General features: G+C 71.3%; 16 protein-coding genes. 2 read left to right on the forward strand and 14 right to left on the reverse strand.

Going from position 1 to position 16,213, the window contains the following annotated elements:
• Nucleotides 1–249 precede the first annotated feature (249 nt).
• From ACH4YL_RS22435 to ACH4YL_RS22495, 13 genes are all read right to left on the reverse strand, one after another.
• A complete protein-coding gene (locus ACH4YL_RS22435; protein ID WP_398509177.1) occupies nucleotides 250–915 on the reverse strand; it encodes a class F sortase in 666 nt (221 codons plus the stop codon).
• Between the two features lies 1 nt (nucleotide 916).
• Nucleotides 917–1,444 carry a hypothetical protein gene (locus tag ACH4YL_RS22440; protein ID WP_398509178.1) on the reverse strand — a complete coding sequence of 176 codons (528 nt, stop codon included), beginning with the start codon at nucleotides 1,442–1,444 and terminating at the stop codon, nucleotides 917–919.
• 163 nt (nucleotides 1,445–1,607) lie between these two features.
• Complete coding sequence (locus ACH4YL_RS22445; protein ID WP_398509179.1) at nucleotides 1,608–2,387, reverse strand: HAD-IIA family hydrolase; 780 nt, start codon at nucleotides 2,385–2,387, stop codon at nucleotides 1,608–1,610.
• A gap of 82 nt (nucleotides 2,388–2,469) precedes the next feature.
• A complete protein-coding gene (locus tag ACH4YL_RS22450; RefSeq protein WP_398509180.1) occupies nucleotides 2,470–4,011 on the reverse strand; it encodes an alkaline phosphatase family protein in 1,542 nt (513 codons plus the stop codon).
• A gap of 83 nt (nucleotides 4,012–4,094) precedes the next feature.
• Nucleotides 4,095–5,156, reverse strand: a complete 1,062-nt coding sequence (locus ACH4YL_RS22455; protein ID WP_398509181.1) for a 2-aminoethylphosphonate ABC transporter substrate-binding protein — start codon at nucleotides 5,154–5,156, stop codon at nucleotides 4,095–4,097.
• 41 nt (nucleotides 5,157–5,197) lie between these two features.
• Entirely contained in the window at nucleotides 5,198–5,995 is a 798-nt protein-coding gene (locus ACH4YL_RS22460) for an ABC transporter permease (protein ID WP_398509182.1), read from the reverse strand.
• A complete protein-coding gene (locus ACH4YL_RS22465; RefSeq protein WP_398509183.1) occupies nucleotides 5,982–6,932 on the reverse strand; it encodes a 2-aminoethylphosphonate ABC transporter permease subunit in 951 nt (316 codons plus the stop codon). Before ACH4YL_RS22465 ends, ACH4YL_RS22460 begins: the two co-directional genes overlap by 14 nt.
• The gene (locus ACH4YL_RS22470) at nucleotides 6,916–7,986 is read right to left on the reverse strand and encodes an ABC transporter ATP-binding protein (protein ID WP_398509184.1); all 1,071 of its coding nucleotides are present in this window, start codon (nucleotides 7,984–7,986) and stop codon (nucleotides 6,916–6,918) included. The genes ACH4YL_RS22465 and ACH4YL_RS22470 overlap by 17 nt, the downstream gene beginning before the upstream one ends.
• Nucleotides 7,983–8,657 carry a phosphonatase-like hydrolase gene (locus ACH4YL_RS22475; RefSeq protein ID WP_398509185.1) on the reverse strand — a complete coding sequence of 225 codons (675 nt, stop codon included), beginning with the start codon at nucleotides 8,655–8,657 and terminating at the stop codon, nucleotides 7,983–7,985. The genes ACH4YL_RS22470 and ACH4YL_RS22475 overlap by 4 nt, the downstream gene beginning before the upstream one ends.
• A 5-nt stretch (nucleotides 8,658–8,662) precedes the next feature.
• On the reverse strand, nucleotides 8,663–9,784 hold the full coding sequence (locus ACH4YL_RS22480; protein ID WP_398509186.1) for a TIGR03364 family FAD-dependent oxidoreductase: 1,122 nt from the start codon (nucleotides 9,782–9,784) through the stop codon (nucleotides 8,663–8,665).
• Between the two features lie 137 nt (nucleotides 9,785–9,921).
• Nucleotides 9,922–10,686, reverse strand: coding sequence for a GntR family transcriptional regulator (locus ACH4YL_RS22485; RefSeq protein ID WP_398509187.1), 765 nt, complete (start codon nucleotides 10,684–10,686; stop codon nucleotides 9,922–9,924).
• Between the two features lie 31 nt (nucleotides 10,687–10,717).
• Nucleotides 10,718–11,698, reverse strand: a complete 981-nt coding sequence (locus tag ACH4YL_RS22490) for a hypothetical protein (RefSeq protein WP_398509188.1) — start codon at nucleotides 11,696–11,698, stop codon at nucleotides 10,718–10,720.
• A gap of 650 nt (nucleotides 11,699–12,348) precedes the next feature.
• Entirely contained in the window at nucleotides 12,349–13,488 is a 1,140-nt protein-coding gene (locus ACH4YL_RS22495; RefSeq protein ID WP_398509189.1) for an ROK family protein, read from the reverse strand.
• 68 nt (nucleotides 13,489–13,556) lie between these two features.
• Here ACH4YL_RS22495 and ACH4YL_RS22500 point away from each other — a divergent pair, with 68 nt between their 5' ends.
• Both ACH4YL_RS22500 and ACH4YL_RS22505 read left to right on the forward strand, forming a co-directional pair.
• The gene (locus tag ACH4YL_RS22500; protein ID WP_398509190.1) at nucleotides 13,557–14,642 is read left to right on the forward strand and encodes a Gfo/Idh/MocA family oxidoreductase; all 1,086 of its coding nucleotides are present in this window, start codon (nucleotides 13,557–13,559) and stop codon (nucleotides 14,640–14,642) included.
• Complete coding sequence (locus ACH4YL_RS22505) at nucleotides 14,639–15,109, forward strand: heme-degrading domain-containing protein (protein ID WP_398509191.1); 471 nt, start codon at nucleotides 14,639–14,641, stop codon at nucleotides 15,107–15,109. Before ACH4YL_RS22500 ends, ACH4YL_RS22505 begins: the two co-directional genes overlap by 4 nt.
• A 142-nt stretch (nucleotides 15,110–15,251) precedes the next feature.
• Here ACH4YL_RS22505 and ACH4YL_RS22510 read toward each other — a convergent pair whose 3' ends face one another.
• A complete protein-coding gene (locus tag ACH4YL_RS22510) occupies nucleotides 15,252–16,112 on the reverse strand; it encodes a fumarylacetoacetate hydrolase family protein (protein WP_398509192.1) in 861 nt (286 codons plus the stop codon).
• Nucleotides 16,113–16,213: the final 101 nt, after the last annotated feature.

Here is a 16,213-nt window from a genome sequence, read left to right on the forward strand (position 1 = left end):
ACATGGCGTCACCCGCCACTAGGCCGGGCCCGTTGACCGGTTCTACAGTGGCGGCATCCGGACCAACCGAGCCCTCCCGTAAGGACGCCGGGCTACTCCCGCAGCCCGAGCCCACGCGGTCGAGGACCGGCTCGGCCGGCGGCTCTGGGACGGGGGGTCCCCCGGCGAGGCGGGGGAGGGTTGTCGGCCGGGCCAGGTGACAGAGACGTACTGCCATCAGGGACGGACCGCTGTCAGGGACCAGTGCCGTCAGCGACGGACTGCCGTCAGGTACGCGGAAACCACCACATTCGCGTCGTACGTACGCGTCGCCCGGTCGAAGTTCCCGCCGCACGTGATCAGCCGCAGCTCCGCCCGCCCGTCCTGCCGCGGCCCATAGACCTCCGCAGGATCGAAGCGTTCGCGGGTGAAGACCCTGACGTCGTCGATGGTGAACTCCGCCACCGAGCCGTCCGCCCGTGCCACCCGGATCTTCTCGCCGGGGCGGGCCGCGCTCAGGTCGTAGAAGACGGCCGGCTTCGTCTCGGTGTCGACATGGCCCACGAGGAGGGACGCGCCCGGAGCGCCGGGCTGGGCGCCCTTGTCGTACCAGCCGACCGCCTGCGGCATCGCGTACGGCGGCGGGTCCACCGCACCCATCGCATCCAGGCCGCGCGGGACGACCGGCGCCGCGATGCCTATGGACGGTATCTCCACACGGTCCGGCCTGGCGGGCTCCAGCGGGTCGTGCGCGGGTGGCATCGGCACACCCAGCGGGCGTCCGACGGCCGCCACGTCTCCGGTCGTGGGGGCTGAGTTGCCGCCGGGGCCCGCGGTGACCTCGCGGCCCCAGAGCCACAGCCCCAGCAGGAGCACCGCCCAGGCCACTCCGGTGAACAGCCGGCCGGTGCCCGCCGAGCGTTCGGCGGAGGACATGTCACTCAGCACCCGTCCGGCGGCGGCGCGAGGTGCGCAGCGCCACGGCGACCGCCGCCACGCCCGCGAGGACCAGGCCGACCACGGTGTGCGGGGTACCGGGGCCCGCGTGGTCCGCCGGGTCGTCATCGCGCGCCACGGCGAGCGCCGCCGTGCCGCCGCCGCCCGCGCGGACCGGGGCGACCGGCGTCGGCTGCTCGTCCGGCTGCTGCTTGACGACCTTGAAGCTGCCGGTTCCCGCGTGGTCGCGGCCGTCGCAGCTGACGCTCACCTCGTACGTGCCGATGGTGACGCTGGACTTCACCGTCGTCTCGCCGGACAGCCGGCTGCCGCGGCTGCTCACCGCGAGCTCCGTTTCGGCGACGAAGGCCCGGGACGTGACGGCGCCCGTAGTTCCTTTGCAGCCCTGGACCTGGATCTCCACCTCGCCGCCTGGGGCGACACCGGCCGGGACGACCGTGACCTCCACGGAGTCCGTGGCGTACGCGGTCTGCGTGGCGGGGGCCGCCAGGACCAGAACGGCGGCCACCCCTGCAGCACGGAGAGCAATCAACCCTGAACGCATCGTGAACCTCCTGATACCGAAAGATTCACGCGCCCGGCGGGTTTTCGCATCCGCAGGAGCGGGCGGGTGGTCCGTACGGGCCTCTGACGTGCCCGAATACGGTGAGTTAGGAGGCGGAGGGTGACGCTCAGATGCGGTCGACGAGATCCGCGATCGAGTCGACGACCTTCGAAGGACGGAACGGATAGCGGTCGACATCGGCCGGCGTCGTCAGCCCGGTGAGCACCAGAAACGTCTGCATGCCCGCTTCCAGACCCGCCAGCACGTCCGTGTCCATCCGGTCGCCGATCATCGCGCTGGTCTCGGAGTGCGCGCCGATCGCGTTCAGCCCGGTCCGCATCATCAGCGGGTTCGGCTTGCCCGCGAAGTACGGGGCCTTGCCGGTGGCCTTGGTGATCAGCGCGGCGACCGAGCCGGTGGCGGGCAGCGGGCCCTCCGGGCTGGGACCGGTCTCGTCCGGGTTGGTGCCGATGAACCGCGCGCCCTCGTTGATCAGCCGGATCGCCTTGGTGAGCGCCTCGAAGCTGTACGTACGGGTCTCGCCGAGCACGACATAGTCCGGCTCGTGGTCGGTCAGCACATAGCCGATGTCGTGCAGCGCGGTGGTCAGTCCGGCCTCGCCTATGACATACGCGGTGCCGCCGGGGCGCTGGTCGTCCAGGAACTGCGCGGTGGCCAGCGCGGAGGTCCAGATGTTCTCCACGGGCACGTCAAGGCCCATGCGCGCGAGCCGGGCGTGCAGGTCGCGGGCGGTGTAGATGGAGTTGTTGGTGAGGACCAGGAACGGCTTGCCGGTCTCCCGCAGCTTCTTGATGAAGGCATCGGCGCCGGGGATCGGGACCCCTTCGTGAATGAGGACACCGTCCATGTCGGTGAGCCAGGACTCGATCGGCTTGCGCTCTGCCATCGGGCGTACTCCTGCTGTGTGCGGAGGTGCTGGGGTGCTGGGGTGCGCCGCCACGACTGTGTACCGGCGCACCCCAGCGTAGTCAGGAAGCCGTGACCTTGACCCCGTCGATCACCCAGTACCAGTTGTTCGCCCCGGTGTAACGGAACCGGAAGCTCACGCTGGAAGCACCGGCCGGGACGGCGACGCTCAGCGACTGCGGCTGGGAGACGACGTCCGCGGTGTAGCTCTTGACGACGGTGGGCGTACCGCCGTTGAAGGAGGCAAGCACCTGCGCGGTCTGGCTGCCCTCGTGGCGGTAGAGGGTGGTGAAGTCGAGCCTGACCGTGCTCCTGCCGCTGACGCCGTACGCGGGCGAGACCAGCGTCGAGTCGTACGGGCCGGAGTTCGCCTTGTCGTCCCACTCGTCGGAGTCGGCGACCGCGAAGACACCGCGCGCCCGGACGTTGAGCTCGCGCCACTGGTCGCGCTGGGCCCGGGACCAGAACTCGTCGGTGGCGAAGGACCAGCCGCGCCACTCGGTCATGCCGCCGGTGCCCATCGCGCTGTTGATGACGGACCAGCCGCTCGGCGCGGTGTGCGTGAAGCCGAGGACGCCGGCCGGGATGCCGGTCTCGTCGACGCGCCCGGACAGCGATCCCGCGAGCGCGTCGAAGGCGTCGCCCGACCGCTCCTGGACGGGCTTTCCGTCCAGGCCCCAGGCCGGGTCGGGCACGATGCCGAGCTGCTTGAACACGGTGGCCGCGACGTCCACCAGCCGGGTGTCGACGGGCCGGGCGCCGGCGGCGATGCCGGGGCCCTGCGCGAGGACGAAGGTCCGGCGCTCCTCGATGGAGCTGCCGCCGTGGCCGCCCGCGTTCAGATGGCCGTGGTCGGTGGCGACGATCACGGTCCAGCGCTCGGTGGCGTACGACGGGCGGGCCTTGATCGCGGCCCAGAGCCTGCCGAGATAGCCGTCCTGGACGGCGATGGCGTCGAGGTATTTCTGTCCGGTGCCGCCTGCGTGCGCGACCACATCGGTGTTGCCGAAGTAGACGAAGAGCACGTCCGGGTTCTGGCCGCGCAGGATCGACTCGACCTCGGCGGCGATGGTGGCGTCGTGTCCCGGGTAGCCGTCGGCGTCACCGTCGAGCACCAGCTTGGCGTCGGCGCCCGCGGTGACGGTGCCCTGGCTGTCCAGCGGCTTCCAGTCGACGGCGGCGTAGGTGGAGAGCTCGGGCCGGATCTGTGCGAGACGGGCCAGGAAGCCCGGGTACCGGGCGTAGTTCTTGCCCGCGAAGGAGTTGTCCTTGACGCCGTGCTTGTCGGGCCACACTCCGGTGGAGATCGTCGACCAGCCGGGGCCGGAGGACGTGGCGGCCATCGGGTACGCGTAGAGCAGGGACAGTCCGTATGTCCCGTTCGCCATCATCGACTTGAGATGCGGCGCGTTCGCCGCGTCGATGCGGTCGTGGCGCAGTCCGTCCATGCCGATGACGAGGACCTTGTCGTTGCTGGTCCCGTTCGGCAGGGTCGGTGCGGCGTGGGCCGCGGGTGCGGCGGCGAGGGTGCTGGTGGCGGCGACAGCGGCGGTCGCGGCGCCTGCGGCGAGTACCGAGCGGCGGGATGGGCCGTTCAGTGGCATCTGTTCCTCCGTCAGAGGTCTGAAGTCTTGTGTCGGCCGTATTGGCCGTGCTGGCCGTGCTGGCCGTGCTGGCGGGTCGAACTTCAGCTGCCGGTCGCGGACTTCCATGCGTCGACGTACGACTGGAGGTTCTTGTCGATGTCCTTCCAGTCGGGCTCGAAGACCTCGACGCCCTCCAGCAGCTTGCCGAGCGCGATCGCGTTGGCGTCGGTCGGCTTCACGTCGGTGCGCGCCGGGAAACCGCCGCCGACCGCGCTGACCTGCTTCTGGGCCTTCTCGCTCAGCATGTAGTCGAGCAGCTTCTTGCCGTTCTCGTTGTGCGGAGCCTTGTTGACCAGGCCCGCGGCGTACGGCAGCGCGAAGGTGGTCGGCCTGCCGCCGTCCTTGGCCGGGAACCAGATGGAGAGGTTCGGCATGGACTTGGACTGCGCGAAGTTCATCTGCACATCGCCGTTGGCGACCAGGATCTCGCCCTTGTCGACCTTCGGCGCGAGCTTGGAAGTGGAGGAGGACGGGCCGACGTTGTTGGTCTGGAGCTTCTTCAGATACGCCATCGCCGGCTCCTGGCCGCCGAAGTCGTGCATGGCCTTGATGACGACGGCGGTGCCGTCGCCCGCGACGCCCGGAGTGGAGTACTGGAGCTTGTTCTTGAACTTCCCGTCCAGCAGCTCCTCCCAGGTCGTGGGCGCCTGCGCCAGCTCCTTCTTGTTGTGGACGAAGCCGAAGTAGTTGTTGACGACCGAAGTCCACTTGCCTTCACCGGACTTGTCCGCGCCGTTGACCTTGTCCAGGCCCTGCGGCTCGTACGCCTGGAGCAGTCCCTTGGAGTCGGCCTGCTGGATGAACGGCGGGAGGGTGACGAGGACATCGGCCTGCGTGTTGTTCTTCTCGCGGACGGCGCGCTGCACCATCTCGCCGGAGCCGCCCTCCACGTACTTGACCTTGATCCCGGTCTCCGCCTCGAAGTCCTTGAAGATCTGGTCGTACCAGCCGTCGCCGTTCTCGCCCTTGAGGCCGTCAGCGCTGTAGACGGTGACGACCTTCTCGTCGGACGCGGCGGAGCCTGTGCCACAGGCGGTGAGGGAGGCGGCGAGTGCGAGGCTGCCGGTGACGGCGGCGATCGGCTTGATGAGATGCGTGGACATGACGTTGTGTGCTCCTGGCTGAAGGTGGCCGGCGGTAGCGGCTAGCGGAAAGAGGCCTTGGTACGGATGCGGGAGACGGCGAGGAGGACGAGCAGGGTCGCGGCCATCAGGACGACCGCGACGGCCGAGCCGGTGAAGAGGGACCCGCGGTCGGTGGCGGTGAAGATCAGCACCGGGAGCGGCATCCAGTCCGGCGGGTAGAGCATCATGGTGGCGCTCAACTCCCCCATGGACAGGGCGAAGCAGAGCCCGGCGGCCGCGTTCAGCGACGGCAGCAGGAGCGGGAGCCTCACCCTGAGCAGTACGTACGAGGGACGGGCGCCGAGGCTCGCCGCCGCCTGCTCGTACATCGGGTCGAGACGGATGATGGCGGCGGCAACCGACTGGTACGCGAACGCCGTGACAAGAACGGTGTGCGCGAGGATCACGATCCAGCGGGTGCCGTTGAGCAGCATCGGCGGCTGGGAGAAGGCGACGAGGATCGCCAGGCCGACGACGACGGAGGGGACGGCGACGGGCAGCATGAACAGCCCGTCGAGCAGCCGCCGCCCGCGCTTTTTGAGCCCGGCGGCCGCGATGGCCGCCCAGCTGCCGAAGGTGAGGGCGAGCAGGCTGGCGGAGACGGCCGTGACCAGGCTGGTGGTGAGGGCCTGGAGGGACTCTCCGCGTACGGCGGCGCTGTAGTGCCCGGCCGTCGGCCCGGAGGGGAAGGCACCGGACCAGTGCGTCGAGAACGACGCGGTGACTATGACAAGCAGCGGCAGCGCGAAGAGCGGCAGGAAGAGTACGAGAAAGAGCGCCCAGACGGCCCACTTCCCCTTGCGGCTATGCACCAACACGACGGCTGACCATTCGGTAGAGGCTGTAAAGACCCACGGAGATCGCGATGTTGACGACGGCGACGACGCAGGCGGCCGGGTAGTCGGACTCGAGGATCGCCTTGCCGTAGACGAGCATCGGCAGCGTGGTGACGCCCTTCGCCCCGGTGAACAGGACGATCCCGAACTCGTTGAGACACATGACGAGCACGAGACTCCCGCCGGCGGCGAGAGCGGGCAGCGCCTCGGGCAGAATCACCCGCCGCACGATCCGGGCGGGCCTGGCTCCGAGGGACGAGGCCACTTCGAGCTGTGCCGTGTCGAGCTGCGAGAAGGCGGCGAGGAGAGGCCGCATCACAAAGGGCGTGAAGTACGTGATCTCCGCGAGGAGCACGCCCCAGGGTGTGGTGAGGAACTGGAAGGGCCCGCTGCCGGCGCCGGTGACATCGGTCCAAAGACCGTTGGCCATGCCGACGGTGCCGTAGACGAAGAGCAGCGCGAGCGTGATGAGGAAGGAGGGGAAGGAGAGAAACACGTCGATGAACTTGGCGACGGCCCTGCCGCCCGGGAAGGGCACGAAGGCGATGATCAGCGCAAGCACGAACCCGAGGACCAGGCACCCGACGGTGGAGGCGACGGCGAGCCAGACGGTGGTGACGAGTGCGTCGCGAAAGGCTTCGGAGCCGAAGACTTCGGAGTAGGCGCCGGGGGTGAGCGACTCCTCGACAACGAGGCCCAGGGGGTAGAGAAAAACGAGCGCGAGCGCCGCCACAGGCGGCAACGCCCAGACAGAGCGCGGCAGCTTCCGCGCCCACGGTGGGCGCACATCCCGCCCTGGCTGTGGGCATTCGTTCCGCAGGGCAAGGGGGGCACCTCCCAGGCGAAGCTCTGGGGGCGGGTGGGCTCCTCCCGGCGTAGCCGGAAGGCCCGACGCGAGGCGTTCACTGGGCCTGGCCATTGCCCACCCCACCCGCCAGCAGCACCGCGTCCTCCGGCGCGAAGTGCACCGTGACCTCGTCCCCAAGACCCGGGGTCTCCCGAAGCTCCCGCACATCCGCCTTCACGCGGTGCCCGTCGACGTCGACGTACAGCCGGTGTGTGGCCCCACGCCACTGCACCTCGGCAACGGTGCCGGTGAGCGCGTTCGGCCCCTCGCCGAGCCCGACCAGGTGCGGTCGTACGCACAGAGTGGCCCGAGCGCCCAGGTTCTCTTCGGGGACGGGAACCTTGAGCTCCCGGCCGGCGAAGGTCACGGCCTCCGAGCCGACGGTCACCGGCAACAGGTTCGCGTTCCCGACGAACGACGCCGTGAACTCCGTACGCGGCCGCCGATAAAGCTCCTGCGGCGTTCCGCAATCCCGCAGGCGGGCGCGGTCCATCACCGCGATCCGGTCCGCCAGCGTCAGCGCTTCCACCTGGTCGTGCGTGACGTACAGGATCGAGACGTCCGGCAACTCCCGGTGCAGCCGCGCCAGTTCGGTGAGCATCCCGGACCGGAGCTGCGCGTCGAGCGCCGACAGGGGCTCGTCCAGCAGCAGCACGCCCGGCCGTATCGCCAGCGCCCGCGCGATCGCGACCCGCTGCTGCTGCCCTCCCGACAGCTCCCGCGGATACCGCCGCGCGTACGCAGCCATCCCGGTCATCTCCAGCGCCTGCGCCACCCGGCCGGGTGTCTCGCGCTTCGGCGCCTTCTGCGCCTTGAGCCCGAAGGCGACGTTGTCCGCGACCCGCATGTGCGGGAAGAGGGCGTACTGCTGGACGACCATCCCGATCCCCCGCCGGTGCGGCGGCAGCCCGGTGACATCGCGGTCGCCGATGAACACCCGTCCGGAGACGGGCTGCACGAAGCCCGCGACCGCCCGCAGTGCGGTGGTCTTGCCCGAGCCGGACGGGCCGAGCAGGGCCATGACCTCGCCGGGCTCGACGGTGAGGTCGAGCGAGTCGAGGACGACGTTGCCGCCGTACGCGACGGAGACGTTCTCGAAGCGGATGCCACTCGGCTCGCTGCTCATCGGTCGTCCGCCGCGGCGAGCAGACCGGGCAGTTCGGCCACGGACCCCAGCACATGCGTCGCACCGTGGGTGAGCAGCTGCTCCTTGTCGTGCGCCCCGGTCAGTACGCCCGCGACGATCCCCGCCCCGGCTCGTACGCCGCTGAGCATGTCGTACGAGGTGTCGCCCGCGACCACGACGTCCTGGACGCCGTCCACAACTCCCGTACGCAGGAAGGCGGCGAGGACCATGTCCGGATACGGACGCCCCCGGCCGCCGGCATCCGCCGGACAGAGGGTCAAAGGCACCAGGTCCCGCCATCCGAGCGCGTCCAGGATCGCGTCCTGCGTGGTGCGCGCGAAGCCGGTGGTCAGCACGACGGTCCGGCCCTGTCCCTGGAGCTCCTCGATGGCGCGTCGAGCACCCGGTGTCTCGGCAATCCGCCGGCCGTCCACCAGCGCCCCGTACGCCTCCTCGAACGCGAGGTTCGCCTGCCGGGCCCGCTCCTCGTCCCCGAAGAGATGCCGGAAGACGGAGATCTTCGACTCGCCCATGGTGGCGCGCACGTAGTCGATCATCGACTCCGGCGCTGCGCCCAGCCGCTGCGCGGCCGCGGCGAAGGCCTGCTCGACCAGTCCCCCGTCGGCGACGGTCGTCCCGGCCATGTCCAGGACCACAAGGTTCTGCGTCAACTTCCTCACCAGCCCAGTTCGTTCGCGGTCGTTTCGGCGATCGCCGGAGAGCAGGTCATGCCGCGCCCGCCGGGCCCTGTCACCAGCCACACGCCGTCGCGCACCTGCTGCCGGTGCACGACACGGCTCGTGTCGGTGCACTGCGCGTACACGCCGGCCCAGCGGCGGCGGATCCTCGGCAGCGGCCGGCCGAGGAAGGACTCGACGACCTCGGTGAGGTGCTCGTACGGGTCCTCGAGCGTGTCGAAGGCGAAGGGGTGCTCGTACTCGTGGGTGTCGCCGATGGTCAGCCCGCCGTCGCGGCGCTGCACCATCAGCAGCTGCATCCTGTGCGCGGCGGCCGTGGGCCGCTGTTCCTGCCGGGAGTTGAGCGCGTCGAGCGCCTCGCCCGCGTACGCCGGGTAGTAGCGGAAGCTGTCGGCGTCGGCGACGGAGGTGGTCAGCGGCTCGCCGAGCGGGTCGGTCTGCATCATCTGGAGGCGTACGCGGCGCACCGGGAGGCCCGGGGCGAGTTCGTGTACGAGGCCGGAGAGCGCAGCGCCCGGGCAGAGGACGACGGCGTCGCCGGTGTGCACATCGCCGTGGTCGTCGCGTACCGCGTTGTCCCCGATCACATCGCGGACCTCGCGCCCGCCGAGGTAGGTGTACCGGCCGGACTCCAGCAGGGCCTGCTTCAGGGCCAGTTGGGCGGGCCGCGGTTCGACGGCCGCGTCCCGCTCGCACCACAGTGCGGCGTCGAACCGGCCCTGGAGCGCGGGGTTGATGTCGCGCGCCTCGGCGGCGGTGACCAGCTTGTAGCCGCGGGCGGCCGCGTCGGGTCGGGCGACGGCGGCCTCGGCGACGGCCAGCTCAAGCTCGTTGCGGACGGGCGTGAGCGAGCCGATCGCCCGGAAGCCGAGCTGGGGCACGCGCTGCCCGATGGACTGCCACAGCTCGCGGGCACGGAGCGCGGTCTCCAACTCCGCACCGCCCGCGCGCCCGCTGATCCATATCTGGCCGAAGTTGCGCAGGCTCGCGCCGCGGGCCTCCTGCTCACGCTCGATCTGAACGACCTGGTGGCCGCGTTCCACTGCTTGCCAGGCGTGCATGGTTCCCACCACGCCGGCTCCTACGACGATGACTCTCACGGCGGCAACGCTCCTCGGGGTGGGTGTCCCGTTCGGGGCCGGTCGGCAACGGGACAGTGAATGGCCCATCAAGTTTGGCCTAGACCCGTTATCTTCTCGTTACCGTCCCGCCCGGTCCAGAGGGCGTGCGGCGGGCCTCAGGCCCCGTTGCCGAGATGCGCCGTGAAGGAGAACCTGTCCCCGCGGTAGAGGGTGCGTACGCGCTCCAGCGGCTTGCCCGCGGTGTCCCGCGAGACCCGGTGGATCAGCAGCATCGGCAGCGCCGGCGGTGTGCCGATCAGCAGCGCCTCGCGTGGCGTCGCCAGCACGGTCTCGATCCGCTCGTCCGCGTCGCCGAAGGCGATCCCGAGCCGCTCGCGCAGATACGCGTAGAAGGAGGAGTCGGGGTCGAAGTCGGCGTCCAGGCGCGGGACGCGGGCAACGGTGACGTACGTGCTCTCCAGGCCGACGCGCTCGTCGTCGGCGAGCAGCACCCGCTCCATGTGCCACACGGGCTCGCCGACCGCAGCGCCGATGTCCGAAGCCAGCGCCTCGGAGCAGGGGAAGCGGTCGAGGCTGATGAGGTTGCGGCCGGGCGTGCGCCCCTGGCGGCGTACGCCTTCGGTGTAGCTGGCGAGCGAGAGCGGCTGCTCCAGCTTGGGCCCGGCGACAACGGTGCCGCGGCCCTGGCGGCGGAGCCGCCCCTCCAGCAGGAGCTCCCGCAGTGCCTGACGGACCGTCTCGCGCGAGACCTCGTACGTCACGGCCAGATCGCGCTCGGTCGGCAGCAGCCCGCCCTCGCCCAACTCCTCGATCAGCAGGGAGATCCGGGCCTTGACGGCGTAGTACTTGGGGATGCGTCCGTGCTCCGGGATGCCGGAGCGGACAGGGGCGCCGGGCGCCTGGTCGTTCGGGTAGTCCACCCGTCGAATGCTCGCAGACGTATGTGAACGATCAACGTCGCCCTGCGCGCAGACGGCGCGCGAGCAGGACGAGTGCGCCGCTGCACGCCAGGACGGTAGCGAGGGCGACCCCGAGTCGGAGCAGCGAACCGGTGCCGGTGGTGGCGAGTTCGTCCCGGGTGACACTCGTCCCGGACCCGTCGTCGTCGAGCACGGCGAACCGGTAGTCCCCGGACTCCCCCACCCAGTCCCCGTCGTCACCACGCCGCTGTACGACGGCGGCGTTGACGGTGACCTGGTTGGGCGGCGTTCCCGCATCGAGCGCCAGCCGCACGCGCACGGTCAGCGTGGCCCGCGCGGGCACCGCGAACCCGGCGAACCCCTGATCCTCGAGGACGCCGACGACCTCATCCTCGGTGGTCGTCTCCAGGGTGGCGGCCCGCCAGCGGGAGGCGTCGTCGTCATAGAACTCGAGCGTGAAGCGGGCCGGGGTGAGCCCGGGGTCGCGCCCGGCGAAGATGATCACCGGGTGGATGTTGTGGCAGGTCTCGCCGGTGGTGTTGGCAAGATCGACGGACCACTGCTCAAGCCCGCCGCCGGGGCGGTGAACGGTCGGCCCGCCGTGAATCCGGCTGTCGATGGGGAACTCGGGGTCGGAGGCCTTGCCGCAGGTCGGCTGTCGGTCTTCGGGCGGCGGTGCGACGCGGGTACCGGTGCGCGCGGGGTGACTGCCGGGCCGCGCGACGACGACCTCCCGATCCAGCGGCGCCTGCCGCGCCTCGGTTCGGACGGCTGCGAGCACGTCCGCGGGCGTCGCGGCGCGGATGCTCTGGGCGGTACGCGCGATGGCCGGGGCAATGGCGGCGGGAGGCACGTCTTCGACGGATTGCGGCGCAGTGGCCGGGCCCGGCGTGCCGGCGAGCGGCGTGACGGCGTCGACGACGGGTCGAGTGCCGGTGGGCACGAGGTGGCCATCGGGACGCGGAGCGGCCCGCCGGTCCTGCTGCGTCTCGGCCGGGTCTGTCGCGGACACGTCCATCCACGCGCCGGGACGCGCGTCTTGTGCGGCTTGCAGCACTGCCGCCGCGCCTGACGCGGCAGCAGGCGGAACAGCCTCGGGCCAGAGCGGTTCAGGCGCTTCCTCCGGCGCGGGCCGCGCCACAGCTCGCGCGTCATCCGCGAGACGCGGCACGCCCGCCGGGCCTGCAGCGCCGACGAGCGGCTCAGCAGCAAGCCGGGCAACAGGCCGGGGCGCTGCGGGCGCAGCCGCAGGCACGCGCCGCGCCACAGCGGGACGGGCAGTCATCGCCGCCGGGCCGCCAAGGGCCGTCGGCGCAGCCACGGCAGCTGCCGCAGGACGCACACCTGCCGCGGGTTGCAGTCCGGCCGCCGGGCCTGACGCGGCAGCGAGCAGCTCTGGCGCGGGCCGCGCCACAGCGGGCACCGCGGGTACCGCAGCGGGCGCAGCCACCGCCACCGGGCCGCCAAGGGCCGCCGGCGCAGCCATCGCCGCCGTGACGCCGGCGCAAAGCGCATTGCGCAGTCGCATGGGTGACCTCTACTGCTCGGCTGCGTACGGACCCCGGGTTCGCCCGGTCCTGCTCCCGGTCCCTTCCACCCTCGGCCGACCGCGTCCGCCCGCGACGCCGCCGTACAGCCGAACAGCCCTGCAATTCCGCCCTATCAGCGTATTTTCCGACCGGACGGATCGGACCGCCCCGGCCCCGCCGACGCGGGAAACGCAACTTCCGCCCTCCCGAACACCGGCGCAAGCACCAACTGCGCCGCGCCCCGCGCCACCAGGTGCGGGCCGCCGCCCGCCAGTGCCACCGGGACGCCCGTCCGTTCGCCGACGCCGCGCACGAACGGCTCGCCGTCCGCCACCACAACCCGCCCGCCCAGCAGCACCCGGTCGATGTCGAGCAGCCGGACGAGGTTCGCGGCGCCCGCGCCGAGGATCTCGGACGCTCCCGCGAGGTCGCCGCTGCGGACCGCCTCCATGCAGAGCGCCTCGATGCAGCCGCGACGGCCGCACGTGCACAGCGGCCCGTCGAGCTGGATCACCTGGTGGCCGAACTCGCCCGCACCCGTCCGCGCCCCCCGGTACAGCGCCCCGCCGAGCACCAGCCCCGCGCCCAGCCCGGTCCCGAGGTGCAGATACGCGAACGAGTCCCCGGACTCCCCGGCGCCCGGCGCCCGCAGCGCAAGCCCCAGCGCCGCCGCGTTCGTGTCCTTGTCCACGACGACCGGCAGCCCGAGCCTCGCTTCGAGCGCATCCCGCAGCGGAAAGCCCTCCCACTCCGGGAACCCGGTGACCCGCTGCGCCACACCCGCGAAGTGATCCAGCGGCCCGGGCATGGCCACGCCGACCCCAAGAACCCGCCGCGCCTGCGGAAGCGACTCGACCTCCCGCGCCACCACACCGACAACCGCCTCCGCGCCCGCCCCCAGGTCCAGCGGCATGGTCCGCGCCCCGACCCCGACCCCGGCCAGATCCAGCAGCACCACCGTCAGCTCGTCCCGGTCCAGGTGCACCCCCACCGCGTGGCCCGCCGACGGGACCAGGCGCAGGACCGTGCGCGGTTTGCCGCCGGTGGAGGCGCGGTGGCCGGCCTCCGCCGCCAGGCCTTCCTCCCGCAGCCGTGCCGTGATCTTGCTGACCGCCTGCGGCGTGAGCCCGGTGCCTTCGGCGAGCTCGAGACGGCTGATGCCGTCCTCGCCGGCGACCCGCAGCAGCTCGAGCACCAGCGCGGCGTTGTGCCCGCGCAGCACCGGCAGGTTCGCTCCCGCGAGATTTCCCGGGCCTCTCAGACTCCTGTTCACGCCACTGTTCACCCCTCCATTCTCTCCCGCGCTTGCACTTTGGCAACAGCGTTGCTTAAGTAGAGGGCATGACTGGCTCCGGCACCCCTGTCCGCGTCGCACTCGTCGGCTACGGCCTCGCGGGCTCCGTCTTCCACGCTCCGCTGATCGCCGACACCGACGGTCTCGCGCTCGACACGATCGTCACGTCGAACCCGGAGCGTCAGGAGCAGGCCCGCGCCGCCTACCCGGACGTGCGCATCGCCGCCACGCCCGACGAGCTGTGGACCCTCGCCGACGAGCTCGATCTCGTGGTGATCGCCTCGCCGAACAAGACGCACGTCCCGATCGCCACCGCCGCCCTCAAGGCCGGCATCGCGGTCGTCGTGGACAAGCCGATCGCCGGCACCGCGGCCGAGGCGCGCGCGCTCGACGCGCTCGCCAAGGAGCGCGGCGTGCTGCTGTCCGTCTTCCAGAACCGGCGCTGGGACAACGACTTCCTCACTCTGCAGAAGCTGCTCGCGGACGGCGCCCTCGGCGACGTACAGCGCTTCGAGTCCCGCTTCGAGCGCTGGCGGCCGCAGCTCAAGGGCGGCTGGCGCGAGTCGGGCGACCCGCAGGAGATCGGCGGTCTGCTGTACGACCTGGGCAGCCATGTCGTCGACCAGGCGCTGACGCTCTTCGGCCCGGTCGTGAAGGTGTACGCGGAGGCCGATGTCCGCCGCCCCGGCGCCGAGACCGACGACGACACGTTCATCGCGCTCACGCACGCCGGCGGCGTCCGCTCGCACCTGTACGCGAGCGCCACCACCGCCCAGCTCGGCCCGCGCTTCCGCGTGCTCGGCTCCCAGGCGGGCTATGTGAAGTACGGCCTCGACCCGCAGGAAGCCGCACTCCGCGAGGGCAAGCTCCCGTCCACGGACAAGAGCTGGGGCGTGGAGCCCGACTCGCTCTGGGGCCGGATCGGCGCCGGCGAGTCGCCGCTGACGGGCGAAGGCCGCCCGGTCGAGACGGAGCGGGGCGCCTACCAGACCTACTACGCGGAGATCGCGCGCGCACTGCGCGTCGGCACCACACCGCCGGTCACCGCCGAGCAGGCCGCCATGGCGCTGGACGTCCTGGAGGCCGCGCGCCGGTCGGCCGAGGAAGGCATCACCGTGGAGGTGTCCGCATGACGACCACCGTGCCGTCGGTCGAGGAACTCGTCGACCAGGAACGCCGCCTGACGCTTCACCAGTTCACATACGAGGACGCCTGGGCGCTCGGCACGCTGCTGACCGACCTCGCGCGTGGGCGCAATGCGCCGGTGGCGATCGACATACGCCGGGGCCGCCAGCAGGTGTTCCACTGCGCGCTGCCGGGGTCGAGCGCCGACAACGACGCGTGGATCGACCGCAAGCGCCGGGTCGTCGAGCAGTACGGCGAGAGCTCGTTCCTGGTCGGGGCCCGCCACCGCGCGAAGGGCACGACGTTCGAGGCTTCCTCGCGGCTGGACACGGACCTGTACGCGGCACACGGCGGCTCGTTCCCGATCGCGGTCGTGGGCGCGGGCGTGATCGGCTCGGTGACGGTTTCGGGCCTGCCGCAGGCCGAGGACCACGCGCTGGTGGTCGAGGCGCTGGAACGCTTCATCAAGTCCTGAACCGCACGCAGTCCACGCCCCATTGAGACCAGGGGCCGCAGGGGCAACCCCCGTACCTCTGCGGCCCCTTCCCCGCGCCGCATCCCGCAGTCCCCCGCTGCGGGATGCGGCCACCTCACCGAGGTCGCCGAGAGCGGCCGGCCTACGCCTGCTTCAGCTCCTGGCGCTGCCGCCCAAGCCCTTCGATCTCCAGCTCGACCACGTCCCCGGCCCGCAGATACGGCTTCGGCTCCGGCTGTCCCAGCGCCACGCCCGCCGGCGTCCCGGTGTTGATCACATCGCCCGGGTAGAGCGTCATGAACTGGCTGACGTACCGCACGACTTCCGCCACCGGGAAGATCTGGTCCGCCGTCGCGCCGTTCTGCTTGAGCTCGCCGTTGACCCACAGCTTCAGCCTCAGCGCCTGCGGGTCCGGCACCTCGTCCGCCGTCACCAGCCACGGGCCCAGCGGGTTGAACGTCTCGCAGTTCTTGCCCTTGTCCCAGGTGCCGCCGCGCTCGATCTGGAACTCGCGTTCCGAGACGTCGTGCGCGACCGCGTATCCGGCGACGTACGCCAGCGGGTCCTCGTCGTCCTCCAGATAGCGGGCCGTACGTCCGATGACCACCGCGAGCTCGACTTCCCAGTCGGTCTTCTCGCTGCGCCGCGGTACGAGCACGGTGTCGTACGGCCCGACGACCGTGTCCGCCGCCTTGAAGAAGACGACGGGCTCCGCCGGCGGCTCGGCCCCGGTCTCGGCGGCGTGGTCGTGGTAGTTCAGCCCGATGCACACCACCTTGCCGACACGGGCGAGCGGCGGGCCGGTACGTACCCCGTCGGCGGCGAGTACGGGCAGCTCACCGGCCTCGGCGGCGGCCCGGATCCGGGCCAGCGCCGAGGCGTCGGCGAGCAGTTCTCCGTCGATGTCCGCGACAAGGCCGGACAGGTCGCGCAGGGTCGTCCCGTCCTGGTCGAGCACGGCCGGACGCTCGGCGCCCGCCGTGCCGACACGCAGCAGCTTCATGGTCTGTCTCCCCTGGTTCAGTGCGAGCCACGTCGATGGGTGCGGCCATCGGAGGATCTGAGGATTTGGCCGATCCTCCAAGAGATCGGACCACTCTGCAA

The sequence above is a fragment of the Streptomyces sp. NPDC020681 genome, assembly GCF_044334895.1.
Classification (GTDB): Bacteria; Actinomycetota; Actinomycetes; order Streptomycetales; family Streptomycetaceae; genus Streptomyces.